This window comes from Streptomyces sp. NBC_00390 (genome assembly GCF_036057275.1).
Lineage (GTDB): Bacteria > Actinomycetota > Actinomycetes > Streptomycetales > Streptomycetaceae > Streptomyces.
Window position 1 is genome coordinate 2,255,941 of record NZ_CP107945.1, and the last position, 24,046, is coordinate 2,279,986.

The window sequence follows — 24,046 nt, forward strand, 5'->3', positions numbered from 1 at the left end:
TGAAGCCGGGGTTCCACTTGTCGGTTTTGAGTTGTATGTCTGCTGCGCCGGTCGTCCCGCGGCTCAATCAGCCGCTGACGACGGTCACTTCACCGATACCGAGCGCCCTCACCGGCTCCTCGATCTGCGACGCGTCACCGACAAGCACCGTGACCAGCCGGTCCACCGGGAAGGCGTTGACGGCCGCCGCGGTCGCCTCGACCGTACCCGTCTCGGCCAGCCGCCTGTACAGCTCCGCCTGGTAGTCGTCCGGGAGGTGCTGCTCGACCTGGTCGGCGAGCGTGCCCGCCACGGACGCCGCCGTCTCGTACTTCAGCGGGGCGACGCCCACCAGGTTCTGCACGGCGACGTCGCGCTCGGCATCGGTCAGGCCCTCGGCCGCCAGTGTGCGCAGCACCCTCCACAGGTCGTCCAGCGCCGGGCCGGTGTTGGGCGTGTCGACCGAGCCGCTGATGGCGAGCATCGACGCACCGGTGCCGTCGGGCGCGGACCGGAGCACCTGGCCGAAGGCCCGTACGCCGTAGGTGTAGCCCTTCTCCTCGCGCAGCACGCGGTCGAGGCGGGAGGTGAGGGTGCCGCCCAGGCAGTACGCGCCCAGCACCTGGGCCGGCCAGACGCGGTCGTGGCGGTCCGGGCCGATGCGGCCGATGAGCAGCTGGGTCTGCACCGCCCCGGAACGGTCCACGATGACCACCCGGCCGGTGTCGTCCGCGGTGATCGGCGGTACCGGACGTGACTCGGTCCTGTCACCGGTCCAGGCGCCGAGGGTGTCGGCGAGCACGGCGTCCAGATCGACTCCCGTGAGGTCACCGACGATCACGGCAGTGGCGGTGGCGGGCCGCACATGGGCGGCGTAGAAGGCCCGCACCGCCGCGGAGTCGATCCGCGCCACGGTCTCCTCCGTGCCCTGACGCGGCCGCGACATGCGCGAGCTCGCAGGGAAGAGCTCCTTGGAGAGCTGCTTGGCGGCGCGCCGGGCCGGGTTCGCCGTCTCGTGCGGGATCTCGTCCAGCCGGTTGCGCACCAGGCGATCGACCTCGCTGTCGGCGAACGCGGGCGTCCGCAGTGCCTCGGCCAGCAGGCCGAGCGCCTTGGGCAGCCGGGAGGCCGGGACCTCCAGGGAGACCCGGACGCCGGGGTGGTCGGCGTGCGAGTCGAGCGTGGCGCCGCAGCGCTCGAGCTCGGCCGCGAACTCCTCGGCGCTCCGCTTGTCGGTGCCCTCCGACAGGGCACGCGCCATGATCGTGGCGACGCCGTCCAGACCGTCCGGCTCGGCGTCCAGCGGGGCGTCGAGGAAGATCTCGACGGCCACCACCTGCTGGCCGGGGCGGTGGCAGCGCAGCACGGTCAGACCGTTCCCCAGCGTGCCGCGCTCGGGCGCGGGGAAGGCCCAGGGCCGGGCGGTGCCGGGGGTGGGCTGCGGGTGGAAGTCCATGGTCACGGCAGCGTCACTCACTGGTCCGCGCCCTCCTGCTCGTCGTTGTCGGCGGAGGTGTCCGCCGAGCCGGCCTCGTCGCCTTCCTCGCCCTTGTCCTCGGCTGCGGGCTCGTACACGAGGACCGCCCTGTTGCTGGGGTGCAGCCGGGCCTTGGCGACCGCCTGCACCTCCTCGGCGGTGACCTCGAGCACCCGCCGCACGGCGGTCAGCGCGAGCTGCGGGTCGCCGAACAGCACGGCGTACCGGCACAGTTCGTCGGCCCGGCCGGCGACGGTGCCGAGCCGGTCCAGCCACTCACGCTCCAGCTGCGCCTGGGCTCGCTCCATCTCCTCGGGCGTGGGGCCCTCGGCGGCGAACCGTGCCAGCTCCTCGTCGACCGCGGCCTCGATCTGCGGGACCTCGACGCCGCCGGACGTCTTGACGTCCAGCCAGCCCAGCGACGGCGCGCCCGCGAGGCGCAGCAGGCCGAAGCCTGCCGCGACAGCCGTCTGGTCACGGCGCACCAGGCGGTTGTGCAGCCGGGAGGACTCGCCGCCGCCGAGGACGGTGAGCGCCAGGTCGGCGGCGTCGCACTCGCGTGTGCCGTCGTGCGGCAGGCGATAGGCGGCCATCAGCGCGCGGGCCGGGACCTCCTCGACGATCTCCTCGCGCAGCTGCTCGCCGATGTTCTCGGGCAGGGAGCCGTCGCGCGGGGGCTGCTTGCCGTCGTGGCCGGGGATGGAGCCGAAGTACTTCTCGATCCAGGCGAGCGTCTCCTCCGGATCGATGTCGCCGACGACCGACAACACCGCGTTGTTCGGCGCGTAGTAGGTGCGGAAGAAGGCGCGGGCATCCTCGAGGGTCGCCGCGTCCAGGTCGGCCATCGAGCCGATCGGGGTGTGGTGGTAGGGGTGGCCCTCCGGGTAGGCGAGGGCGGTGAGCCGCTCGAAGGCCGTGCCGTACGGCACGTTGTCGTACCGCTGGCGGCGCTCGTTCTTGACGACGTCGCGCTGGTTCTCCATCGACTCGTCGTCGAGGGCGGCCAGCAGCGACCCCATGCGGTCGGCCTCGAGCCAGAGCGCCAGCTCCAGCTGGTGGGTCGGCATGGTCTCGAAGTAGTTGGTGCGCTCGAAGCTCGTCGTGCCGTTCAGCGAGCCGCCGGCGCCCTGGACGAGCTCGAAGTGGCCGTTCCCCTTCACCTGGCCCGAGCCCTGGAACATCAGGTGCTCGAAGAGGTGGGCGAGGCCCGTGCGGCCCTCGACCTCGTGGCGTGAGCCGACGTCGTACCAGAGGCAGACCGCGGCGACCGGGGTCAGGTGGTCCTCGGAGAGCACCACGCGCAGGCCGTTGGCCAGGCGGTGCTCTGTCGCTGTCAGGCCGCCGGAGTCGGCCTGCGCTGTGGCCGTGTGACCCATGGGCATGTACGTCCCTTCGATCGCGAAACTGTAATTGCTGCCAGACCTGCCACTGTATGCAAGCGCGCTGACACCTGGCGAAGTTCCCGGGTCGAGGTCGGCGTTGTCAGTGGGACGGTCCACAATGGTCCGCGTCAGATCCAGACCTGGTACGTGAAGGAGCAGCAGCCGCGATGGCCCGCCGCAGCACGAAGACCCCGCCGCCGGACGATTTCGAGGAGAGGATCCTCGACATCGACGTGGTGGACGAAATGCAGGGCTCCTTCCTCGAGTACGCGTACTCGGTGATCTACTCCCGGGCCCTGCCGGACGCACGTGACGGCATGAAGCCGGTGCACCGCCGGATCGTGTACCAGATGAACGAGATGGGTCTGCGGCCGGACCGCGGCTATGTGAAGTGCGCCCGTGTCGTCGGCGAGGTCATGGGCAAGCTGCACCCGCACGGCGACGCGTCGATCTACGACGCGCTCGTGCGCATGGCGCAGCCATTCTCCATGCGGCTGCCCCTGGTCGACGGCCACGGCAACTTCGGCTCGCTGGGCAACGACGACCCGCCGGCCGCCATGCGCTACACCGAGTGCCGCATGGCGGACGCCACGAGCCTGATGACGGAGTCGATCGACGAGGACACGGTCGACTTCGAGGCGAACTACGACGGCCAGGAGCGCGAGCCGGTCGCACTGCCCGCCGCCTATCCGAATCTGCTGGTCAACGGCGCGTCCGGCATCGCGGTCGGTATGGCGACGAACATGCCCCCGCACAATCTGGGCGAGGTCATCGCCGCCGCCCGCCATCTGATCCGGCACCCGGGCGCCGACCTCGAGACCCTCATGCGCTACGTACCGGGACCGGACCTGCCGACCGGCGGCCGCATCGTGGGCCTGAGCGGCATCAAGGACGCGTACGAGAACGGCCGCGGCACGTTCAAGATCCGCGCCACGGTCACCGTGGAGGACGTGACGGCGCGCCGCAAGGGCCTGGTCGTCACCGAACTGCCCTTCACGGTCGGCCCTGAGAAGGTCATCGCGAAGATCAAGGATCTGGTCTCGGCGAAGAAGCTCCAGGGCATCGCGGACGTCAAGGACCTCACCGACCGGCGGCACGGACTGCGGCTGGTCATCGAGATCAAGAACGGGTTCATCCCCGAGGCGGTCCTCGAGCAGCTGTACAAGTTGACGCCGATGGAGGAGTCCTTCGGCATCAACAATGTGGCACTGGTGGACGGGCAGCCGCTGACCCTCGGCCTCAAGGAGCTGCTCGAGGTCTACCTCGACCACCGCTTCGACGTGGTGCGCCGGCGCAGCGAGTTCCGCCGCACCAAGCGGCGCGACCGGCTGCACCTCGTCGAGGGCCTGCTGGTGGCCCTGATCGACATCGACGAGGTCATCCGGCTGATCCGGTCCAGCGAGAACTCCGCGGAGGCCAAGCAGCGCCTGATGGAGCGCTTCTCGCTCTCCGAGATCCAGACGCAGTACATCCTGGACACACCCCTGCGGCGACTGACGAAGTTCGACCGCCTGGAGCTGGAGAGCGAGCGCGACCGGCTCAACACGGAGATCGCCGAGCTGACCGCGATCCTGGAGTCGGACGCAGAGCTGCGCAAGCTCGTCTCGGGCGAACTCGCCGCGGTGGCGAAGAAGTTCGGCACCGAGCGGCGCACGGTGCTGCTGGAGTCGGCGGCCACGCCGGTGTCCGCGGTGGCGCTCGAGGTCGCCGACGACCCGTGCCGAGTGCTGCTGTCCTCGACTGGCCTGCTGGCGCGTACGGTCACCGGGGAGCCGCTCCCCGACGACGGCGGAAAGCGCAGTAAGCACGATGTGGTCGTCTCGGCCGTTCCCGCGACCGCGCGCGGCGACGTGGGCGTGGTGACCTCGGCCGGGCGGCTGCTGCGGCTGTCGGTGATCGATCTGCCTCAGCTGCCGCACACCGCGTCCACGCCGAACCTGTCGGGCGGGGCCCCGGTCGCCGAGTTCCTGTCCCTGGAGGCCGACGAGACCGTGGTGTGCCTGACCACGCTCGACGAGTCCTCGCCCGGCCTCGCGCTGGGCACCCTGCAGGGCGTCGTCAAGCGCGTGGTGCCCGACTACCCGTCGAACAAGGACGAGTTGGAGGTCTTCGCCCTCAAGGACGGGGACCGCATCGTCGGCGGCATCGAACTGCGCACGGGCGAGGAGGACCTGGTCTTCATCACCTCCGACGCCCAGCTGCTGCGCTACCCCGCCTCGCAGGTGCGGCCGCAGGGCCGCGCGGCGGGCGGTATGGCCGGCATCAAGCTCACGGACGGGGCCGAGGTGATCTCGTTCACCGCGGTCGACCCTGCCGCGGACGCGGTGGTCTTCACGGTGGCCGGTTCGTCGGACACGCTGGACGACGCGCCGACGACGGCGAAGCTCACACCGTTCGACCAGTACCCGCGCAAGGGGCGCGCGACCGGTGGTGTGCGCTGCCAGCGCTTCCTGAAAGGCGAGGACAAGCTGATTCTGGCCTGGGCGGGCGCGACCCCGGCGCGTGCGGCGCAGAAGAACGGCTCACCGGCCGAGCTGCCGGAGCCCGACCCGCGCCGCGACGGTTCGGGGACGCCGCTGACCTCGCCGGTCGCGGTGCTTGCCGGCCCGGCGAGCTAGGGCCCTTCTTCGAGGATCAGGCCTGTCTCCAAGGATCAGGCCTGATCGTCGCCGTCGAAGGGGTCGGACGGTTCGCCGTCCGGCTCCTTCGGCACAAAGCGCAGGACACCCCACATGCTGCGCTCGTCGGGACGGTCCTCGGGTCCGTTCTGAGCGCAGACGTCCAGCTCCTTGCCGAGCGCCGGGGCGTCGATACCCGAACCGATGAGCACCAGCTGTGTCATTCGCTCCTCGCCGGGCGGCCAGGGCTCCGGGTAGAACCGCAGAAACCGCCCGACGGCGTGCACGGCGTACCGGTTGCGCGGATCGGCGGCGCCGAAGTCGACGAACCCCTTGATCCGGTACAGCCCGGCGGGCCTCGAGTCGAGGAAGTCCATCAGCCGACGGGGGTGCAGGGGCAGCGCAGAGGTGACGGCCACGCTCTCGTACGCGGCGTGCAGATGGTCCTCGTGGCCGTGCTCGTGGTCGTAGACCTCCGCGTACAGGTCCTCGAAGGAGAGCTGTCGTACGTCCGCCTCCTGCTCGGGGTGCCCCGCCGCAGGATCGAGGAGCAGCTCTGGGTCGACGCGACCGTACTCGGCGCCGATGACCGGGGTGCCTGCGGCGAGTTCGGCGAGCGTGGCATGCAGCCGGTCCAGTACGGCCGGCGCGACCCGGTCGGTCTTGTTGAGCACGATCAGATCCGCGACGGCCAGATGCCGGTCGATCTCGGGGTGCCGTGCCCGTGTCCGGTCGAACTCGGCTGCGTCGACGACCTCGACGAGCCCGCCGTACACGACGCGCGGATTGTCGCCGGCGAGGATCATCCGCACGAGCTCCTGAGGCTCGGCCAGTCCGCTGGCCTCGATGACGATCACATCGATCCGGGCACCGGGGCGGGTGAGCCGGTCCAGATAGTCGTCCAGCTCGCTCGCGTCGACGGCGCAGCACAGGCATCCGTTGCCGAGGGAGACGGTGGAGCCGACCTGTCCGGCAACGGTCATGGCGTCGATCCCGATGGAGCCGAAGTCGTTGACGACGACCCCGATGCGATTGCCGCCGTTGCGTCGCAGGAGGTGGTTGAGCAGCGTGGTCTTGCCGGATCCCAGGAAGCCCGCAAGGACGACGACGGGGATCTGCGACTTGGTCACGCTCACGGCGGCACCTCGGTGGTTCTGGACTGCTCGGGCCGCCCCCAGGATAGGGCGCGGCGCGAGCACCGCACGATGCGCTCGCCCCGCCTCCTTAGGAGCCGCCCGCGTTCCAGCGCTGGTCGCTGTCTCCGTCGGCCGGGTCGAACTCGAGAGAACTGCCTTCGGAGCCTCCCGCGGGCTCAAGGGCGAAGTCCGGTGCGATCCGCGGGTGTATGGCCCCTGATCCGTCGACGCTGAAGAGCAGGTTCAGGCCGTTCCTGCCGTTGACGGAGGCGCAGGACCAGATACCGACGCCACGGTCGGTGTCACCGCGCGAGTCGAGGCAGTAGTCGGGGTCCTCGTTGCTGCGCAGGAGGCCGTTGGGATCCACGCTCCACTGCTGGGTCCGGGCACCGGTGCAGCGAGCCGTGACGACATCTGTGCGGTTTGCCATCACGCCGTCCTCGATGTCCAGGCACAGTCCGGATTCCGCGTTGACGACCTGGATGAATCCGCCTCCGACGGCGATCGGCACGGCCCGGGGAGGCGCGCTCTTCGTGGGAGCGGCTGCCGGTGATTCGGGGGCGGAAGCCGATGCGCTGGGGCTCGGCGAGCGCGAAGGCTTCTTCGGCTTCTTGGTGGGGCTTGCGGTGGGGCTCGTGGACGGCACGGCTGCCTGCACGGCTGCCGGGGGCCAGGATGGCTGGAGCACGGGCTCCGCCGCACGGTTGCGGGCGGGGTCGGAGTTCTCGGAGGCGGTTGCCAGCAGCGTTCCGGCGACGACGGCGACGGCGACCGCGGCAGCGACGAGGAGAACGGCGCGGGGCTGCCGCACACCCTTCGGTTGCGTCCCGTCGCTCCGGGGCGACTTGGCCAGGGCAGTGAGCCGCGCCAGGGCGGACGCGGGCTTCGAACTGTCGGGCGGCTGCGGTACGTCGTCGAGCCGCCCGCGCAGCAAGGCGCGTGCCGCGTAGACCGCTCCGCCCCACCGGAGCAGGCCCTCCGCGAACACCGCCCGTGGGTCGTCCGCCATCCGCGTCAGCTCGGCCACCAGCCCTGTGCAGCTGGGGCATTCGGCCAGATGGAGCGTCAGATCCTCGCTGTAGCGCCGGTCCCCCGGCCGTGCCGACGCCTCGATGATGCGGCGGAACCCCAGGCACTTCCGGTCCCCGCTGCGCTCCAGATACGCCTGGATGCAGGCCTGGCGCAGGGCGTCCTGCGCCTTGATCCGCAGCTCGGGAACGAGATCCGGGCGGATGCCGAGGTAGGTCGCGACCGTGGCGTCGGGTTCGTCGTCCACCACCGCGTACCAGAGGACGCCGCAGGTCAGCTCGGGCAGCCGGTAGAAGCCGGTGAGCATGGCGGACGAGGCCTCGGCGCGCAGGTTCTCGGGAAGACCGGATGCGGGCACCTCGGCCGTCCTGTCGATCCACGCGGCGAACTCGGGTGCGAGGAGGTCCCGCCGGCCGCCGGCGGCCCAGGTGGCGCCGATCCGCTGAACATGCATCAGCAGATGGTGACGCCAGGTACCCCTGGGCTCGATCCCCCGGCACGCCTCCTGGGTGGCGAGGCCGAAGGCCTGGACGGCCAGCTGGTAGCCGGCGACCTGGTCACGTCCGCAGAGTCGGGCGTAGGAGATGACCGCGGCCTGGTGGCGGCGTTTGAGCTCCTGGGAGGCGAGATGGGCGGCCGGGGCACCGGCGCGAATGCGCTCGGTGAGCTCCGCATCCGAAAGGGCGGTACCGACCGGCTTGTCGTACATGGCGTCCGGACCGACCTGGTGGAGCTCTGACACGCTCGTGACTCCTCGCTCACTACGACAGCCGCCTCGCCTGCTCGTCGGAGAACGAGTCGGAGTTACCAGCCGGAAACAAGAGCCCATGGTGGAGCAGCGAGCCCTGCGGGAAAAGTGTTTCCGCGGGTAAGCCGTGTCCGAAAACGCATCGCGGGGCAACGGTCACCGCGGGGCCGACTCGGAAGACCGTGCCCTCGTCCATGGCGGCCGGGCGGGACTCATCGGTCGGCAGTGGGCGACGAGCCTGCGGCGGTTGCTCAGTCACCACTGGATCCTCGCAGGCCACACGCTCCGCCGGGACGGCGGGAGGGAGCAACCCCCGGCCCCCAAGTGAACGATTGTTAGCAGCGCGCAACGGGCACACATTCGACACGGCAAGCGGAAAAACGCCACTGCATTCCCTCCGTGCGCCGTTCCTCCGCCTCCCCGCCGGTCAGAGCCGCTCGGCACTCTGGGAGTCGGCGCACGCAGTCAACGACCACTGTCACCGGTCCCGCAACGCCCGTCCTTCTCCCGGCCCGGTGATCGGTCGCCTGTGATTCGGGGGTTGACATGAACACACAGGGAAATCCGCAGCAGCGGGGGGTGGTGGCCGGCATCGCGCTCGTCCTCGCCTCGGTAATAGGCGTGGTGAGCCTGGTCGCCGCGCTCAGTCTGGCCATCAGCACATCGATGGAGGCTCTCGCACCGGACACCGACATCTCGCCCGCGAATGCCGTCTTCTCCGGTCTGGCCTTCGGCGCGGTCCTCGTCGCCCTGGTGATCCAGCACGGCCAGCTTCGCCGCCAGAACTCCAACCTCAGCACCCAGCTCGAACACATGGCAGCCGCCAACAGCTACCATCGGCGCGCCGACATCACCAATCAGCACCGCCTGCACTTCGAGCTGCTGTCCAAGGCACTCGACGATCCGGACCTCGCCGCAGTGCTGGACGCCTACGAAGACGACATCCCACCCCTGAAGCAGCGTCAGTATCTGTACGCCAACACCTTGTACAACAATGTCCTGCACGCCTACCGGATCGGCTCGACGAGCTGGGAGGATCTTCCGGCGCATCTCGAGGCGCTCAGCAGGAACGAGATCTTCCGTGAGTACTGGTCCGTCACCAGGCCGCACCGTGCCCGTCTCCGGTACGAGTCGCAGGAGGCCCAGTTAGGGCGCAGGCTCGATCGTCTGATCGCCGATGCGGACGGCGCAGCCGACCGCGACGCCGAATGATCGACAACGCTCCCCGTTTCACCATGGAACACGAGCTGACGGTCCGTCACCAATGTACGCTGATCCCTTTCCCTCATCCGCCCCTCGACACCCCAGGGAACGGCGCAGTGAAGATCTTGCGTAGGATCGGAGCCTCTCCTCGCGAGCGTGGAAGTTTGTCCGGGCAGACCTGCCCGGACATTTTCGAGCTCAGCGACGGACGCTTCGCCGTGATCGGCACCGAGGCGACAGCCACGCTCGACCAAGAGCTACCGGCCGACGCCGCACGAGCGGACTACGAACGGATCGTGATCATCAGTCGCGAGACGCTCATCAGGGCCAAGGCGGACATCCCCGACGCTTGACCGGCACGAAGGGATCAACACGTGCCCGGGGCCCACAGGCGCCGGGCACGTTGTCGTGTCCCGAGGGTGCGCACAGCGCAGGATCAGGTGCTCAGCCACACCGCCGTGTCCTGGGTGAGCCGTCCCTCCGCGTCGAGCGTGCCGCTGGTCAGCAGGCCCCCCGCTGTGGGGCGGGAGTTCAAGCGGGCTCCCACCGAGGTTGACCACGCAGGCCAGGCCGTCCGTGCGGGTGAAGGCGAGGACCGAGGGCGGGGTGTCCTGACAGGGGCCGTCGCCGAAGCAGGGGGGCCGGGTCGGTACACCTGGTGCGAATGGCGCAAGCCAAGCAAACGGCCTGCGCCAGGCCGCGCGTCCGGCTACTGATCTTTGCCGGGCATCAGAGTTGCCTCTCCGGCGCACAGCGATGGCGTCTTCGCACAGCTGTCGGCGACCGCATCGGCGAAAGTCCGGGCAAGTGGGGAGAGCGCGTCCCAGCGGCGTACGGCCCAGCCGACGGACAGTGGCGGCAGCGCGGGAATGGGGATGAGGCGAAGCGGGCCGCCGTCGCCGGGCTTCGGTGGACGCGGTACGGCGGGCACGACGGCGTGCCCCAGACCGAGTTCGGCAAGCAGCAGGGCCGTGTCCCAGTCGGCGACACTCGTGTCCGAACCGGCTCGGACGCCCATTCCGGCGAAGACGGCGTCCAGATGGGCGCCGGAGGTCGAATTCGGCGGCAGCCGGACGAGGCGGATGTCCATGAGGTCGGAGACGTCGATGCGCACTCGGGTCGCGAGCGGATCGTCGGACCGCACGGCGAGTACCCAGGACAGGCTGACAACGGGTCGCTGCTCGATGCCACGCACCGGGCCGCCGATGGTGATCCAGGCCAGGTCGAGGTGGCTGGCCAGGAGGGCGTCGAAGCAGCTGCGGCTGGAGGTCTCGGTCTGGAACTCCAGGCTCACCTTCGGGAAGCGCCGACGGAAGGAGACGATCGCTTCGGCCATGAAATGCCGGACGGTCGTTCCGCCCGTCGCGATCCGCACGGAGCCGCTTTCTCCGTTCACAAGGTCGCCGAGGCGGCGCAGCGCAAGATCGAGCCCGCCGATCCCCTCGGCGGCGGCGTCGCGCAGGATCCGCCCGGCCGCTGTCGGCACGACCCCGCGCGGCTGACGCTCCAGCAGGCTCACACCGGTCTCCCGCTCCAGGCGCTTGACGTGCTGACTCACCGCCGACTGCGTACAGGACAGATCCCGGGCCACAGCACTGAGGCTTCCCGCCCGGCACACGGCCACGAACACACGCAGGTCATCCAGAGTCACGGCACCCAAGCTATACCTAAGACCAGGAGAGCAATCTCCAGGATTGACTGGGGGGCTGAGGGGCCAGAAGATCGTTGCAGGGCCCAGGCGGCAACCCGTCCGGTGCCTTCGCGTGGATCCGGACCGGCGAAGGCGCCGTACGGGTGCCGACCGACCCGGCACCGAAAGGACACGGACACTGTGCCTGCTCCCCCTGCTGCCGCGGCTGACCGAGCCGTCGCGCTCATGCACCGGTCCGGCGCCGAAAGCATCGCCCATCCCGGCGGTACTCTCCTTGCCCACCTCCGGCGCGTACAGGCCCGGCTCGCCGCGTGGCGAGCCCGCCCCGCCCTCCAGCTCGCCGGTCTGTGCCACGCCTTCTACGGCACCGACGGCTTCCCGACAGGCCTGCTGCCACCGGACCGCCGCGCTGACCTTTCGGCGGTGATCGGCGCGGAGGCCGAGGCCATCGTGTATCTGTACGCCTCATGCGACCGGAAGGCCACCTACCCGTCTCTCAGCCAGGCCGACGCCGCCTTCCACGACCGGTTCACCGGACGCTCCCACATTCCGGGACCCCAGTTGCGTCGGGACTTCGTCGAACTGTCGGCTGCCAACGAACTCGACCTCGCCCACGGCGACCCCGCTTTCCGTGACGAGTGGGGCGCTGAGCTGCTTGGCCTGTTCACCCGACTCCAGGACTTGCTGAGCGCTGAAGCCTGGCTCGACTGCCGTACGGTGCTTGCCGCACCTGCGCACCGGCCTCACCATGAACGAACGCGACGCACCGGTTCCAACCCGTCAGTGTGGACGACCGACCAGCACTGACACAGGGCGGACCATCGGCCACTGCCGCGGTCCCCATTCGGACGTCTACTGGCACGGCACCGCCGGTCGGCCCTCTGTCGTTCCGCCTGGAGGGCCGACGTCCGGCACACACGAAATTTCGGTAAGGGCCACTGCCCCCCTTAACGTTAGGCATGAGCCGCGTACCGACCGCCCCCGCCCGGCGACGGCGCTTCGGCTGGCCGCAGCGGGTGTTCTCCCAGGTCCTGCTGATGCAGCTGGCCATCGCCACCGGAGTCACCGCGCTGGCCACCGGACTGTTCCTCGCGCCGCTCAGCGCCCAGCTCGACGACCAGGCCATGCGGCGCGCACTTGCGATCGCCGAGACCACCGCGTCACCGGAGCTCGCCGCGGACCTGACCGCCACCCGGCCGACCGCCACCGGTCCCGTGCAGGCCGAGGCCGAACGGATCCGGCAGGCCACAGGCGCCGAGTACATCGTCGTGATGGACCACAACGGAGTGCGGTGGTCCCACACCTCCCCCGGCGAGATCGGACGGATCGTGTCCACGGACCCCAGCGATGCGCTGGCGGGCCGGGAGGTGATGGAGATCGACAGCGGCACTCTCGGCCGCTCGGCCCGCGGCAAGGCGCCGCTGCGCGACGCCGACGGCCACATCGTGGGTGCGGTGTCGGTGGGCATCGAGTACGACAGCGTGCGCGCCCGGCTCCTGGCGGCGATTCCAGGCCTGCTCGCCTACGCGGGCGGGGCGCTGGCCATCGGGGCACTGGCCGCTTATCTGATCTCCCGCAGGCTGCAGCGGCAGACCCACGACCTCGCCTTCTCCGACATCGCGGCGCTGCTCGCCGAGCGCGAGGCAATGCTGCACGGCATACGGGAGGGCGTCGTGGCCCTCGATGCTTCCGGGCGGATCCGGCTGCTGAACGACGAAGCACAGCGGCTGCTGGGCCTCGGCACGGATGTCACCGGGCGACCGCTGGACGAAGTCCTGGGCGAGGGACGCACGACCGATGTGCTGGCCGGCCGGGTGAGCGGCACGGACCTGCTGACCGTACGTGGCAGCCGGGTGCTGATCGCCAACCGGATGCCGACGGACGACGGCGGTGCCGTGGCCACGCTGCGCGACCGCACCGAGCTGGAGCAGCTCGGCCGGGAGCTGGACTCGACGCGGGGCCTGATCGACGCCCTGCGCGCGCAGGATCATGAGCACGCCAACCGGATGCACATCCTGCTCGGGCTGCTGGAGCTGGAGATGCACGAGGAGGCGGTGGAGTTCGTGACCGAGGTGGTCGGGGTGCACCGCGCCACCGCGGAGCAGATCACGGAGAAGATCCATGACCCGTTGCCGGCCGCGCTGCTGGTGGGGAAGGCGACGGTGGCGGCGGAGCGCGGTGTCTCGCTGCGCATCTCGCCCGTGACGCTGCTGCCCGACCGGCTGGTGGATCCGCGCGGGCTGGTCACAGTGGTCGGCAACCTCGTGGACAACGCGCTGGACGCTGCCGCGGGCTCCGAGGATCCGCGGATCGAGGTGGAGCTGCGCGCCGAGGGACGCACGGTGGTGCTGCGCATCACGGACAGCGGGCCGGGCGTCCCGGACGGGCACCGTGAGCTGATCTTCACCGAGGGATGGTCCACCAAGGAACTGCCGGCCCATGGCAAGCGGGGGCTGGGCCTGGCCCTGGTGCGCCGGTTCGCGCAGCGCCAGGGCGGCAGCGCGCAGGTACGCGAGGCCGCGGCGGGAGGCGCCGAATTCACCGTCGTACTCCCCGAAGCGCTGACCGAGCCGGAGCCGGCGCCGGCGGCAGCGGAACACGGAGCGACGGACGCATCCCCGGGCGGGGTGGCCGCACCCGCGGGCCGAGCAGCCGTGGAGGACGACTCCGCGGGAGAGGCTGCCCGGTGATCCACGTACTGGTCATGGGCGACGGCTTCCGGGTCGCGAAGATCAACGCGGCGTATGTGTCCGAGGTACCCGGCTTCCAGGTTGTCGCGCAGGCCCACTCGGCCATCGCGGCACGCGCAGGAGTCAGCCGGCAGACGGCGCAACGCACCTGGTCCGCCCGGACAAGGCAGTACACCTAGACCGCGCCGGCACCTGTGAGCGCCCGTACCTCCGTCTCGGCGTGCTTGGCGGCATCCGGCGGCTCGGACGAGATGACCGTGCCGATCCACCCGGCGAGGAAGCCCAGTGGGATCGAGACGAGTCCAGGGTTCTCCAGCGGGAAGAGATGGAAGTCCACGCCGGGGAAGAGCGCCTGGGGACTGCCGGAGACCACCGGGGACAGCACCACGAGCAGCACGGCCGGGACGAGACCTCCGTACACCGACCAGACCGCGCCACGGGTGGTGAAATTGCGCCAGAACAGCGAGAACAGCAGCACGGGCAGATTGGCGGAGGCGGCGACCGCGAAGGCCAGCCCCACCAGAAAGGCGACGTTGAGATCGCGCGCCAGCAGGCCGAGTGCGATCGCGACCGCACCGATACCCACCGCGGCCACCCTGGCCACCGCGACCTCGCTGTGCTGGGCCCGCGCGTGTCTGCCGGACGCGGCTCCGCGCGTACGTCGGCGGTGCAGCGAGGCGTACAGATCGTGGGCCACCGAGGCCGACGATGCCAGCGTGATCCCCGCGACGACTGCCAGGATCGTCGCGAACGCCACGGCGGCGACCACCGCGAACAGGACGGCTCCTCCGGACGAACCCGCTCCCCCGCCGAGGTCGAGGGCGAGCAGCGGCACGGCCGTGTTTCCCGCGGCGCTCGACTTCCGTACCTCGTCCGTACCGACCACGGCCGCGGCGCCGAAGCCGAGCACGATCGTCATGAGATAGAAGCTGCCGATGAGACCGATGGACCAGACGACCGAGCGGCGGGCGGCCCGCGCGGTCGGCACGGTGTAGAAGCGCGACAGGATGTGCGGCAGCCCTGCCGTACCGAGGACCAGCGCCAGGCCCAGGCTGATGAAGTCCAGGCGCGCGGTCCAGTCCCCGCCGTACCGGAGTCCGGGTGAGAGGAAGTCCTTGCCGTGCCCGCTGCGTTCGGCAGCGGTGGTGAGCAGTTCGTCGAAGTCGCCGTGGAATCGGATCAGCACCAGCACGGTCATCGCGACCGCGCCGGCCATCAGCAGCACGGCCTTCACGATCTGGATCCAGGTGGTGGCTCGCATCCCTCCCATCGACACGTAGATCACCATCAGAGCACCCACTCCGACGACGGTCCACGAGCGTGCGGCCTCGCTCGTCCCGCCGAGCAGCAGCGCGACCAGGCTTCCTGCCCCGACCATTTGCGCCACCAGATACAGAACGGACACGGTGACCGAAGAAGTTCCCGTGGCGATGCGGACGGGGCGTTCCCTCATCCGGGACACGATGACATCGGCCAGGGTGAACCGGCCGCAGTTGCGGACCAGTTCGGCGACGAGGAACAGGACGACGAGCCAGGCGACCAGAAAGCCGACGGAGTAGAGCATCCCGTCGTAGCCGAAGAGCGCGATGAGCCCGGAGATACCGAGGAAGGAAGCCGCGGACATGTAGTCACCCGCGATGGCGAAGCCGTTCTCCATGGGCGAGAACAGCCGCCCGCCGGCGTAGAACTCCTCCGCCGAGCCGTGCCTGTTGCGGCTCACCCAGGTGGTGATGCCGAGCGTGACCGCGACGAACGCGCTGAACAGCAGCAGCGCCAGGGCCTGGTGATCACCGTTCAACGCTCGGCCCCTCGCGTCATCTCCTGGGTGTCCCAGCGCAGTTCGAGGGCGGCTCGATCCCGCCGCAGCCGGGCATGGCGGGCGTAGGCCCAGGTCAGCAGGAAGGTGGTGAGGAATTGAGCGAGCCCGGCGACCATCGCCACATTCACCGCTCCGGCTACCGGTCTCGCCATCAGGTCCGGCGCGGTGGTGGCGGCCACGACATACGCCAAGTACCAAGCGAGGAAGCCGATGGCGCCCGGAACGACGAAGCGCCGGTAGCGGCTGCGTACCTCCTGGAACGCGGCGCTGCGCTGCACCTCCAGATAGATGTCGGCCGCGCTGCGGCCGGTGCCGGTGCCGCCTGCGGCCGCGGCGTCCGGTGGTACGGACGCGGGAGTTCCTGTGCCGTCCACATCGCCCCAACCGGAGGCCAGTGCGTCGTACCAAGGGTCCTCGAGCCGCACAGCTGCGGCATCCCGCCCGTCCTGCTTCTCCACCGCTCAACTCTCCTTGCCAACGAACCGTTTCGGCCGCTTGCCCAAGGATGGACAGATGGGGAAGATCCCGGACTCTTCTCTCCGTGCTCTTCACCCCATCAGGTGATGCGGTTCCGGGGCGGCTGCGCGAGGCCCTCGCGGTAGGCGTAGCGCACTGCCTGGGCCCTGTCGTGGAGTCCGGCCTTGGCGAACAGGTTGTTGATGTGGGTCTTCACGGTGGCGGTCGAGATCTGCAGACTGCGGGCGATGTCGGCGTTGCTGAGGCCCTCCGCGATCAGGGTGAGCACCTCGCCCTCACGGGCGGTCAGGCCGTCGGGCAGCCGCGGCGCGGCCGGCTCGGTCGGTGCCGTGACCTGCTCGAGCAGTCTTTGCTGCACCACCGGGGAAAGCCCGGCCCGTCCGGCGACGACATCGCGGATGGCCCGCGAGATCTCGTCGCCGTCGGCGTCCTTGGTGAGATAGCCGCGTGCGCCCGCACGCAGCGCCGGGAAGAGGGAGTCGTCGTCCGCGTACGTGGTGAGCACCACCACCTGGGTCGCAGGATGCTCACGGCGGATACGGCGGGTGGCCTCGACCCCGTCGCAGCGGGGCATCCGCAGGTCCATCAGGACGACATCGGGATCGAGTTCGGCGACCAGGGCGAACGCTTCCTCACCGTCCCTGGCCGAGCCCACGACCTGGATACCGGGCAGCAGCCCCAGCAGCATCACGATGCCCTCGCGCACCACCGCCTGATCATCGGCGACGATCACTCGGGCGATCTGCCCGGTCATGCCGGCACTCGCAGCCGCACCACGAAGCCCTCTCCGTCCGGTCCTGCCTCCAGCGAGCCGCCGAGCAGCTCTGCTCGCTCCCGCATCCCCAGAAGACCGTACCCGCTGCCTGATGCCGTGAGATCACCCTGCTCCGCACCGGCGCCCGAGTCGCGTATGTCCAGGGCGATTTCCCCCTCCCGATAAGCGAGCAGCATCCGTACGACCGCTCCGGGCGCGTGCTTGCGCACATTCGTGAGTGCCTCCTGCGCCACTCGTCGCACGGCCTGCGAGGCCTCGGCGCTCAACGGCCGCCGTTCCCCCGTCACTTCTGCCACGACTCCATCGGCGGCGGCCAGCTCCGACAGATAGTCCTCGACGGGCGCCAACTCGCCGCGCAGCGCGGAGAGCGCCTGCCGGGTCTCTGCGAGCCCTTCCCGGGCCATGGCGCGCGCCGCCACCACGCGCTCCAGGATCTGGTTCCGGAATGTGCTTTCCGGTTCCTGTTCGATCCGGAGCCTGGCCGCCTCCAGGTGCACCAGCTGGGCAGAGAGGCTGTGTGCCAGCACATCGTGGATCTCGCGGGCGATCCGGGCCCTTTCGGCGAGGGCCGCGGAGGTGGCCTCGGCTTCGCGCGCGGCCCGTTCCTGAGCGAGGAGCCGGAAGCCGGTGCCCCTGGCGGCGGCGTCCAGGCGCAACGAATAGCCGGCCAGCAGTACGGCCGCCGTGGTGAGCAACGGCCCGAGCTCCGTGTCGTCGGTCAGCACGAACCCCGGGACCAGCACGGCGACGGTGCCGACCGCGGCGCCGAGCGGAAGCCGCTCCATCGCCATGACGCCGGTGCAGACCCACAGCACGGTCGCCGGAACGGCCGCCCCGCCCTCGTACGCGGCCGCGCCGATGGCAGCGATGGCCGCGAGCATCCCGATCGAGGGCAGCAGCCGGTTGTCGAGGGTGGTGGCGCGGTAGCCGAGGACCGCTGCGGCGCAGCCGAGGAAGCCCAGCAGCGGAAGCACAGCCCGCGGACCGTCGAAGGCCTCTGATGCGTAGGCGCTGTAGCCCGCCCAGCTCGACAGCGAGACCATCAGGACGCCGTCGAGCACCGTCCGGGCACGGGGGATGCCGACGCGCGTGAGCGACTCCCGCATCGGCCACCCGGCCCACCTGTCACGAGCCACTGCGGCCCCCCTCCGTCGGCTTCGATGCTACGGAGCGGGCGCCGTGGGCGGATCGGCGCAGGGGTGGAGTTCGCGACTCCACCCCTGGGTGGGCAGGGCCCGGTCAGGCGTCGATGCGCGAACGGTCCAGGGTGGCCGCCGAGCTGGTGATGAACTCCTTGCGCGGTGCGACCTCATTGCCCATGAGCAGGTCGAAGACCTGCTCGGAGGATTCCAGGTCGCCGATGTTGATCCGGCGCAGGGTGCGGTGGCGCGGGTCCATCGTGGTCTCGGCCAGCTGGTCGGCATCCATCTCACCGAGGCCCTTGTAGCGCTGGATGCTGTCCTTGAACCGGATGCCCTTGCGCTGGAACTCCAGCAGCGTGGTGCGCAGTTCGCTGTCCGAATACGTGTACACGTACTTGTCCTGGCCCTTCTTGGGCTGGGTCAGCTCGATGCGGTGCAGCGGCGGCACGGCGGCGAACACCCGGCCTGCCTCCACCATGGGCCGCATATAGCGCTGGAAGAGCGTGAGCAGCAGACACCGGATGTGCGCACCGTCGACATCGGCGTCGACGAGCAGCACGATCTTTCCGTACCGCGCCGCGTCGATGTCGAACGTCCGGCCCGAGCCCGCCCCTATGACCTGGATGATCGCACCGCACTCGGCGTTCTTGAGCATGTCCGAGACGGACGACTTCTGCACGTTCAGAATTTTTCCGCGGATCGGCAGGAGCGCCTGGAACTCGCTGTTGCGCGCGAGCTTGGCGGTGCCGAGCGCGGAGTCTCCCTCGACGATGAACAGCTCGCTGCGCTCGACGTCGTCGCTGCGGCAGTCGGCGAGCTTGGCCGGCAGCGAGGAGGACTCCAGGGCGGTCTTCCGCCGCTGTGCCTCCTTGTGCTGGCGCGCCGCGATGCGCGTACGCGCGGCGGCCACGGTCTTCTCCAGCACTGCACGGGCCTGAGCCTTGGCATCGCGCTTGGTGGAGGTCAGGAACGCCTTGAGTTCCTTGGCGACGACATTGGCCACGATCCTGTTTGCCGCCGAGGTGCCCAGAACCTCCTTGGTCTGCCCCTCGAACTGCGGCTCGGCGAGCCGCACCGTGACGACCGCGGTCATGCCCTCGAGGGCGTCGTCCTTGACGATGTCGTCCTCGGCCACGCGCAGCAGCTTGGCGGAGCGGAGCACCTCGTTCACCGTCTTGGTCACGGAGCGCTCGAAACCGGTGACGTGGGTGCCGCCCTTGGGCGTGGCGATGATGTTGACGAACGACTTGACCGTGGTGTCGTACCCGGTGCCCCAGCGCAGGGCGATGTCGACCGCGAGTTCGCGGGTGACCTCGGTGGGGGTCATGTGACCGCGGTCGTCGAGGACCGGGACGGTCTCCTTGAAGGTGCCGTGCCCGGTGAGACGCAGTACGTCACAGACGGCTTTGTCCTGGGCGAGGAACTCGCAGAACTCGCTGATGCCGCCGTCGAAGCGGAAGGTCTCCACACTCTTGCCGTCACCGGCCTCCGCGGCCTCGCCGCGCTCGTCGCGGACGACGATGGTCAGGCCGGGCACGAGAAAGGCCGTCTGGCGGGCACGCTGGTGGAGGTTCTCCAGGGAGAGCTTGGCGTCCTTGAGGAAGATCTGGCGGTCGGCCCAGTAGCGCACCCGGGTGCCGGTGCGGGTCTTGGGCACACGCTTGCCCTTGAGCAGACCGTTGGCCGGGTCGAAGGGGGCGTCCGGGCCGGACTCGGTGAAGATGCCGGGCACACCGCGCCGGAAGCTGATCATGTGGGTGGAGCCATTGCGGTCCACCTCGACGTCGAGGCGGGCCGACAGGGCGTTCACCACAGATGCGCCCACGCCGTGCAGACCGCCGGAGGCGGCGTACGAGCCGCCACCGAACTTGCCGCCGGCGTGCAGCTTGGTCATCACGACCTCGATGCCGGACAGGCCGGTCTTGGGCTCGACATCGACGGGGATGCCGCGGCCGTTGTCCTTGACCTCGACCGATCCGTCCTCGTGAAGGATGACCTCGATGTGGTCGCAGTGGCCTCCGAGAGCCTCGTCCACGGAGTTGTCGATGATCTCCCAGAGGCAGTGCATCAGACCACGGCTGTCGGTCGACCCGATATACATGCCGGGTCGCTTGCGGACGGCCTCGAGCCCTTCCAGGACGAGCAGGTGCCGCGCGGTGTAGTTGGAACCGTCACGGTCTGCAGTCAGCAGCGCTGTGGACGGCACGGACGTTTCGGCGGTCACGCGGTTCGCTCCTCGCTGAATTTCAGATGTGGCCAAGTGGGGTAAAGGCCTGGGCGTCGGTCGCCGCTCAGAGCGTACCGAGGCCTGGTAGAGCCGATGTAACGCCACCCTCGTGATTTCTTATGCTAGTCCAGCCTCGCATACATGTTCGATCCCTCGATGGGGTGACGTGCACATCACGTTCCCTTCGAGGCATGAACCATTTAGGCTCCGGGCACGTCCTCATGAACAACCGGCAACCCAGCCGGGAGGGCCAAAAGAGACAAGCAACGCGAAATCCGTAGAGCGAAGCAATACGGCTCATTCGCCGCCAACCGGCAACAGACAGCCACCTTGGGAAGAAGTTTCAAGGAGAAGCCACGAGCGGGAACGTTTCCGGCCTGGTTGGATGTTGACCCTGGTACGACAGCTCGTCGAGCTAGAGAAGAGGCGACGTGACTACTGTTCTGACCCCCGCGAGCCCGCTGACGGCGGCAGACCGCTGTGACCGATGCGGCGCCCAGGCATATCTGCGCGTCGTCCTGATCAGCGGTGGTGAACTGCTCTTCTGCGCGCACCACGGGCGCAAGTTCGAGCCGGAACTCAAGAAGATCGCCGCAGAGATACAGGATGAGACGGACCGACTGACGGCCGTACCGGCAGCGACCGGCGAAGAGGAACGCTGACACCTCGCATCCACGACGAGCCAAGGCCCGGTCCTGGACCGGGTGACGGGCGGCTTCCCCTGAACACCAGGGGCAGCCGCCCGCTCTCGTTCGGTCACCACCGAGGCGCGTGACCCAGCGGCCGACCAACCCTGGGTCCGGTCGGGCTCAGCCCCCTCCGATGCCGTTCCTGGCCACCGTCCCGACCCTGGTGTACACACCGGGCCCATCAGCCTGCCCGCAGCCGCTGCCCCACGAGACCAGACCGATCAGACGCCCGCGGGCGACCAGCGGTCCCCCGCTGTCCCCCTGACAGGCGTCGTGCCCGCCGCGCAAGTCCCCCGCGCACAACATCGTGGCCTTCGCGTACAGCCCGCCGGGGCCGCCCGGATACGCGGTCCCGCACGTCTCGTCCGGCAGCACCGACACCTGCGCCGCCCGCAGCGAGGGCGCATAGCTCCCGTCGCCCTTCATGTCGCCCCAGCCGTAGACCTTCGCCGGTGTGCCCGGCTCGTAGGCCGCGTCGCCCTCGCCCGCCAGCGGCAGCACTGCGGACGCGGGCAGCGACTCCGCCAGGGTCAGCACGGCCATGTCGGAGCTGTTGGCCGCCGCGTCGAAGGCAGGCGCGGTCCAGGCACTGCGCACGAGGATCTCCCGGCCCTGCGAGCCGGTCAGCTCGGAACGCCCGGAGATCACCCGCAGATCCCGTACGTCACTGACTTCTTTGCCGAGGACGGTCCGGCTCAGGCAGTGGGCCGCCGTCATGACCTTGTCGGGCGCCACCACCGCCCCACCGCAGAATTGTCCGGCCCGGGTTCCTCCGAACCGGTCACGGCTGGAGAGGGCGACGACCCAGGGGTTCTCCTCGATCTTCACCGGAAAGCCGCCGACGACGATGCTGTCGGCCGCGGCGGGCGGGGGCAGGACCAATGGAGCCGCGAACACCGCGGCGAGCAGGGCCGACACCCGGGCCGGACCTCGGAGGGTGGAACGACGACGCATACAGCCTCCAGCACTCTGCGTGAATCCAGTCCACTCAGAGTCAGCCACTCGGGCCAGGTGCGCACCTGCGGGGCACGCAGAAGGGCCCGGCATCCTTCGCGGATGCCGGGCCCTTCACCGAGTGATCGCTTGCGCCTGCGGCCTAGTCGAGGTAGTCGCGCAGCACCTGCGAACGCGACGGGTGACGCAGCTTCGACATGGTCTTGGACTCGATCTGGCGGATCCGCTCACGCGTCACGCCGTAGACCTTGCCGATCTCGTCCAGCGTCTTCGGCTGGCCGTCCGTGAGACCGAAGCGCATGGAGACCACGCCCGCCTCACGCTCGGACAGGGTGTCGAGCACCGAGTGCAGCTGTTCCTGGAGCAGTGTGAAGCTGACAGCGTCGGCCGGGACGACCGCCTCGGAGTCCTCGATGAGGTCACCGAACTCGCTGTCGCCGTCCTCGCCCAGCGGGGTGTGCAGCGAGATCGGCTCACGGCCGTACTTCTGGACCTCGATGACCTTCTCCGGGGTCATGTCGAGCTCCTTGGCCAGCTCCTCCGGGGTGGGCTCGCGGCCCAGGTCCTGGAGCATCTGGCGCTGCACACGCGCGAGCTTGTTGATGACCTCGACCATGTGCACCGGGATACGGATGGTGCGGGCCTGGTCGGCCATGGCGCGGGTGATCGCCTGCCGGATCCACCAGGTGGCGTACGTGGAGAACTTGTAGCCCTTGGTGTAGTCGAACTTCTCGACCGCGCGGATCAGGCCGAGGTTGCCTTCCTGGATCAGGTCCAGGAACAGCATGCCGCGGCCGGTGTAGCGCTTGGCCAGCGAGACCACCAGCCGGAGGTTGGCCTCCAGCAGGTGGTTCTTGGCGCGGCGGCCGTCCTCGGCGATGATCTCCAGCTCACGCTTGAGCTTGGGGGCGAGCTTGTCGGAGTTCGCCAGCTTGTCCTCGGCGAACAGACCCGCCTCGATGCGCTTGGCGAGCTCGACCTCCTGCTCGGCGTTGAGCAGCGGAACCTTGCCGATCTGCTTGAGGTAGTCCTTGACCGGGTCTGCGGTGGCGCCGGCGACGGCCACCTGCTGGGCAGGCGCGTCGTCCTCGTCGTCGTCGGACAGGACGAAGCCCTTGCTCTCGCCCTCGGCCTCTTCCTCGTCCCCCTTGCCGCCGGGCTGGACCTCATCGAGCAGCTCTTCGCCCTCGACAGCCTCGTCGGCGTCCTTCTTGCCCGCGGTCTTCTTCGCCGCGGTCTTCTTGGCAGCGGTCTTCTTCGCCACCGTCTTCTTGGCCACCGTCTTCTTGGCGGCCGTCTTCTTGGCAGGAGCGGTCGCCGTGGACTCGTCGTCGGCCGGGACGTCGACGGACTCGGCCGCCGGCGCCGCGGTGGCCGCGACAGTCTGCGCCGTGGCGGTCTTGGCCGCGACGGTCTTGGTGGCGGTGCGCTTTGCCGGGCTCTTCGCTGCGACGCTCTTGCGGGCGCGCTTCGGCGACTCCGCTGCACTGACCATCAGCGTCACACCCTCTTCCTCGAGGATCTGGTTGAGGCTGCGCAGAACATTCTTCCACTGGGTTGGCGGAATCTGGTCAGCCTCGAAGGCCCGACGCACGTCATCGCCGGCGATCTGCCCATCAGCCTTTCCCCGCTCGATGAGCGCCATCACAGACTCGGACTCGGCGATCTCCGGCGGGAGCGTACGGGATGTGCTGGCCGACACGAACAACCTCTCGGAACGATGGAAAACGGCTTCCGGCCCCACCCATGAACGGGCCGGAGCCGACGACCACCGCGATGCGGATGAACCGGTGGCGCGGGCTGAGCCTCGGAGCTTCACAGCGCCGCCCATGGCGGCTGTATTCCCTCCTCGGCTGTCACCTCTTAGGTCATCGCGCTGCTCCGAGGAGTGTTACGCCCAATCCACGTGGCCCGAGTCACACTCCATATGGGACATGGCAGGCAAAACCAGGAAATACGCACAATCGTGTCGCCGGATCCCCGTGGAATCCGGCGACGCGCCGTGCGTACGCCCCCCTCGGTCCCCGGCCGCGAGTGCCGGCCGGCCACG

At 69.5% G+C, this 24,046-nt stretch carries 19 protein-coding genes; 7 read left to right on the forward strand and 12 right to left on the reverse strand.

What is annotated here, in order from left to right:
- Positions 1–67: 67 nt before the first annotated feature.
- Positions 68–1,435: a M16 family metallopeptidase gene (locus tag OHS70_RS09225; protein ID WP_328405507.1), complete on the reverse strand. Its 1,368-nt coding sequence runs from the start codon at positions 1,433–1,435 to the stop codon at positions 68–70.
- Between the two features lie 17 nt (positions 1,436–1,452).
- Positions 1,453–2,832 carry a M16 family metallopeptidase gene (locus OHS70_RS09230; protein WP_328405509.1) on the reverse strand — a complete coding sequence of 460 codons (1,380 nt, stop codon included), beginning with the start codon at positions 2,830–2,832 and terminating at the stop codon, positions 1,453–1,455.
- Between the two features lie 173 nt (positions 2,833–3,005).
- Here OHS70_RS09230 and OHS70_RS09235 point away from each other — a divergent pair, with 173 nt between their 5' ends.
- The gene (locus OHS70_RS09235) at positions 3,006–5,456 is read left to right on the forward strand and encodes a DNA gyrase/topoisomerase IV subunit A (RefSeq protein WP_328395576.1); all 2,451 of its coding nucleotides are present in this window, start codon (positions 3,006–3,008) and stop codon (positions 5,454–5,456) included.
- 35 nt (positions 5,457–5,491) lie between these two features.
- On the opposite strand, the gene OHS70_RS09240 is transcribed toward OHS70_RS09235, so the two are convergent.
- Together OHS70_RS09240 and OHS70_RS09245 are read right to left on the reverse strand one after the other, a co-directional pair.
- On the reverse strand, positions 5,492–6,586 hold the full coding sequence (locus OHS70_RS09240) for a CobW family GTP-binding protein (RefSeq protein ID WP_443062739.1): 1,095 nt from the start codon (positions 6,584–6,586) through the stop codon (positions 5,492–5,494).
- Positions 6,587–6,680: 94 nt separating this feature from the next.
- Positions 6,681–8,363 (reverse strand): RICIN domain-containing protein, encoded by a 1,683-nt coding sequence (locus OHS70_RS09245; RefSeq protein WP_328395580.1) that lies wholly within the window; start codon positions 8,361–8,363, stop codon positions 6,681–6,683.
- A 552-nt stretch (positions 8,364–8,915) separates the two neighbouring features.
- On the opposite strand from OHS70_RS09245, the gene OHS70_RS09250 reads away from it, so the two are divergent.
- Both OHS70_RS09250 and OHS70_RS09255 read left to right on the forward strand, forming a co-directional pair.
- The gene (locus OHS70_RS09250) at positions 8,916–9,581 is read left to right on the forward strand and encodes a DUF6082 family protein (RefSeq protein ID WP_328395582.1); all 666 of its coding nucleotides are present in this window, start codon (positions 8,916–8,918) and stop codon (positions 9,579–9,581) included.
- Between the two features lie 107 nt (positions 9,582–9,688).
- On the forward strand, positions 9,689–9,925 hold the full coding sequence (locus tag OHS70_RS09255) for a hypothetical protein (protein ID WP_328395584.1): 237 nt from the start codon (positions 9,689–9,691) through the stop codon (positions 9,923–9,925).
- A gap of 356 nt (positions 9,926–10,281) precedes the next feature.
- Here OHS70_RS09255 and OHS70_RS09265 read toward each other — a convergent pair whose 3' ends face one another.
- Positions 10,282–11,223, reverse strand: a complete 942-nt coding sequence (locus tag OHS70_RS09265; RefSeq protein ID WP_328395586.1) for a LysR family transcriptional regulator — start codon at positions 11,221–11,223, stop codon at positions 10,282–10,284.
- Between the two features lie 225 nt (positions 11,224–11,448).
- On the opposite strand from OHS70_RS09265, the gene OHS70_RS09270 reads away from it, so the two are divergent.
- The 3 genes from OHS70_RS09270 to OHS70_RS39035 all read left to right on the forward strand — a co-directional run bounded on the left by OHS70_RS09270 (position 11,449) and on the right by OHS70_RS39035 (position 14,092).
- On the forward strand, positions 11,449–12,030 hold the full coding sequence (locus tag OHS70_RS09270) for a DUF6817 domain-containing protein (RefSeq protein WP_328405511.1): 582 nt from the start codon (positions 11,449–11,451) through the stop codon (positions 12,028–12,030).
- 152 nt (positions 12,031–12,182) lie between these two features.
- On the forward strand, positions 12,183–13,913 hold the full coding sequence (locus OHS70_RS09275) for a sensor histidine kinase (protein ID WP_328395588.1): 1,731 nt from the start codon (positions 12,183–12,185) through the stop codon (positions 13,911–13,913).
- Complete coding sequence (locus tag OHS70_RS39035) at positions 13,910–14,092, forward strand: hypothetical protein (RefSeq protein ID WP_443062584.1); 183 nt, start codon at positions 13,910–13,912, stop codon at positions 14,090–14,092. The genes OHS70_RS09275 and OHS70_RS39035 overlap by 4 nt, the downstream gene beginning before the upstream one ends.
- Here the strand turns inward: OHS70_RS39035 and OHS70_RS09285 are convergent.
- The 5 genes from OHS70_RS09285 to OHS70_RS09305 form a co-directional block, all read right to left on the reverse strand.
- Positions 14,089–15,711, reverse strand: coding sequence for a solute symporter family protein (locus tag OHS70_RS09285; RefSeq protein ID WP_328395590.1), 1,623 nt, complete (start codon positions 15,709–15,711; stop codon positions 14,089–14,091). The genes OHS70_RS39035 and OHS70_RS09285 overlap by 4 nt on opposite strands.
- Positions 15,708–16,190 carry a DUF485 domain-containing protein gene (locus tag OHS70_RS09290; protein ID WP_328395592.1) on the reverse strand — a complete coding sequence of 161 codons (483 nt, stop codon included), beginning with the start codon at positions 16,188–16,190 and terminating at the stop codon, positions 15,708–15,710. Before OHS70_RS09290 ends, OHS70_RS09285 begins: the two co-directional genes overlap by 4 nt.
- A gap of 98 nt (positions 16,191–16,288) precedes the next feature.
- Positions 16,289–16,963 (reverse strand): response regulator transcription factor, encoded by a 675-nt coding sequence (locus OHS70_RS09295; protein WP_328395594.1) that lies wholly within the window; start codon positions 16,961–16,963, stop codon positions 16,289–16,291.
- The gene (locus tag OHS70_RS09300) at positions 16,960–18,120 is read right to left on the reverse strand and encodes a sensor histidine kinase (RefSeq protein WP_328395596.1); all 1,161 of its coding nucleotides are present in this window, start codon (positions 18,118–18,120) and stop codon (positions 16,960–16,962) included. The genes OHS70_RS09295 and OHS70_RS09300 overlap by 4 nt, the downstream gene beginning before the upstream one ends.
- Positions 18,121–18,223: 103 nt before the next feature.
- Positions 18,224–20,350, reverse strand: a complete 2,127-nt coding sequence (locus OHS70_RS09305; RefSeq protein ID WP_328395598.1) for a DNA gyrase/topoisomerase IV subunit B — start codon at positions 20,348–20,350, stop codon at positions 18,224–18,226.
- A 434-nt stretch (positions 20,351–20,784) separates the two neighbouring features.
- Between OHS70_RS09305 and OHS70_RS09310 the strand changes: the two genes are divergently transcribed.
- On the forward strand, positions 20,785–21,015 hold the full coding sequence (locus OHS70_RS09310; RefSeq protein WP_328395600.1) for a DUF7455 domain-containing protein: 231 nt from the start codon (positions 20,785–20,787) through the stop codon (positions 21,013–21,015).
- Positions 21,016–21,162: 147 nt separating this feature from the next.
- Here the strand turns inward: OHS70_RS09310 and OHS70_RS09315 are convergent, their stop codons facing one another.
- The gene (locus tag OHS70_RS09315; RefSeq protein ID WP_328395602.1) at positions 21,163–21,996 is read right to left on the reverse strand and encodes a S1 family peptidase; all 834 of its coding nucleotides are present in this window, start codon (positions 21,994–21,996) and stop codon (positions 21,163–21,165) included.
- 142 nt (positions 21,997–22,138) lie between these two features.
- Positions 22,139–23,698 (reverse strand): RNA polymerase sigma factor, encoded by a 1,560-nt coding sequence (locus tag OHS70_RS09320; RefSeq protein WP_328395604.1) that lies wholly within the window; start codon positions 23,696–23,698, stop codon positions 22,139–22,141.
- Between the last annotated feature and the right edge of the window lie 348 nt (positions 23,699–24,046).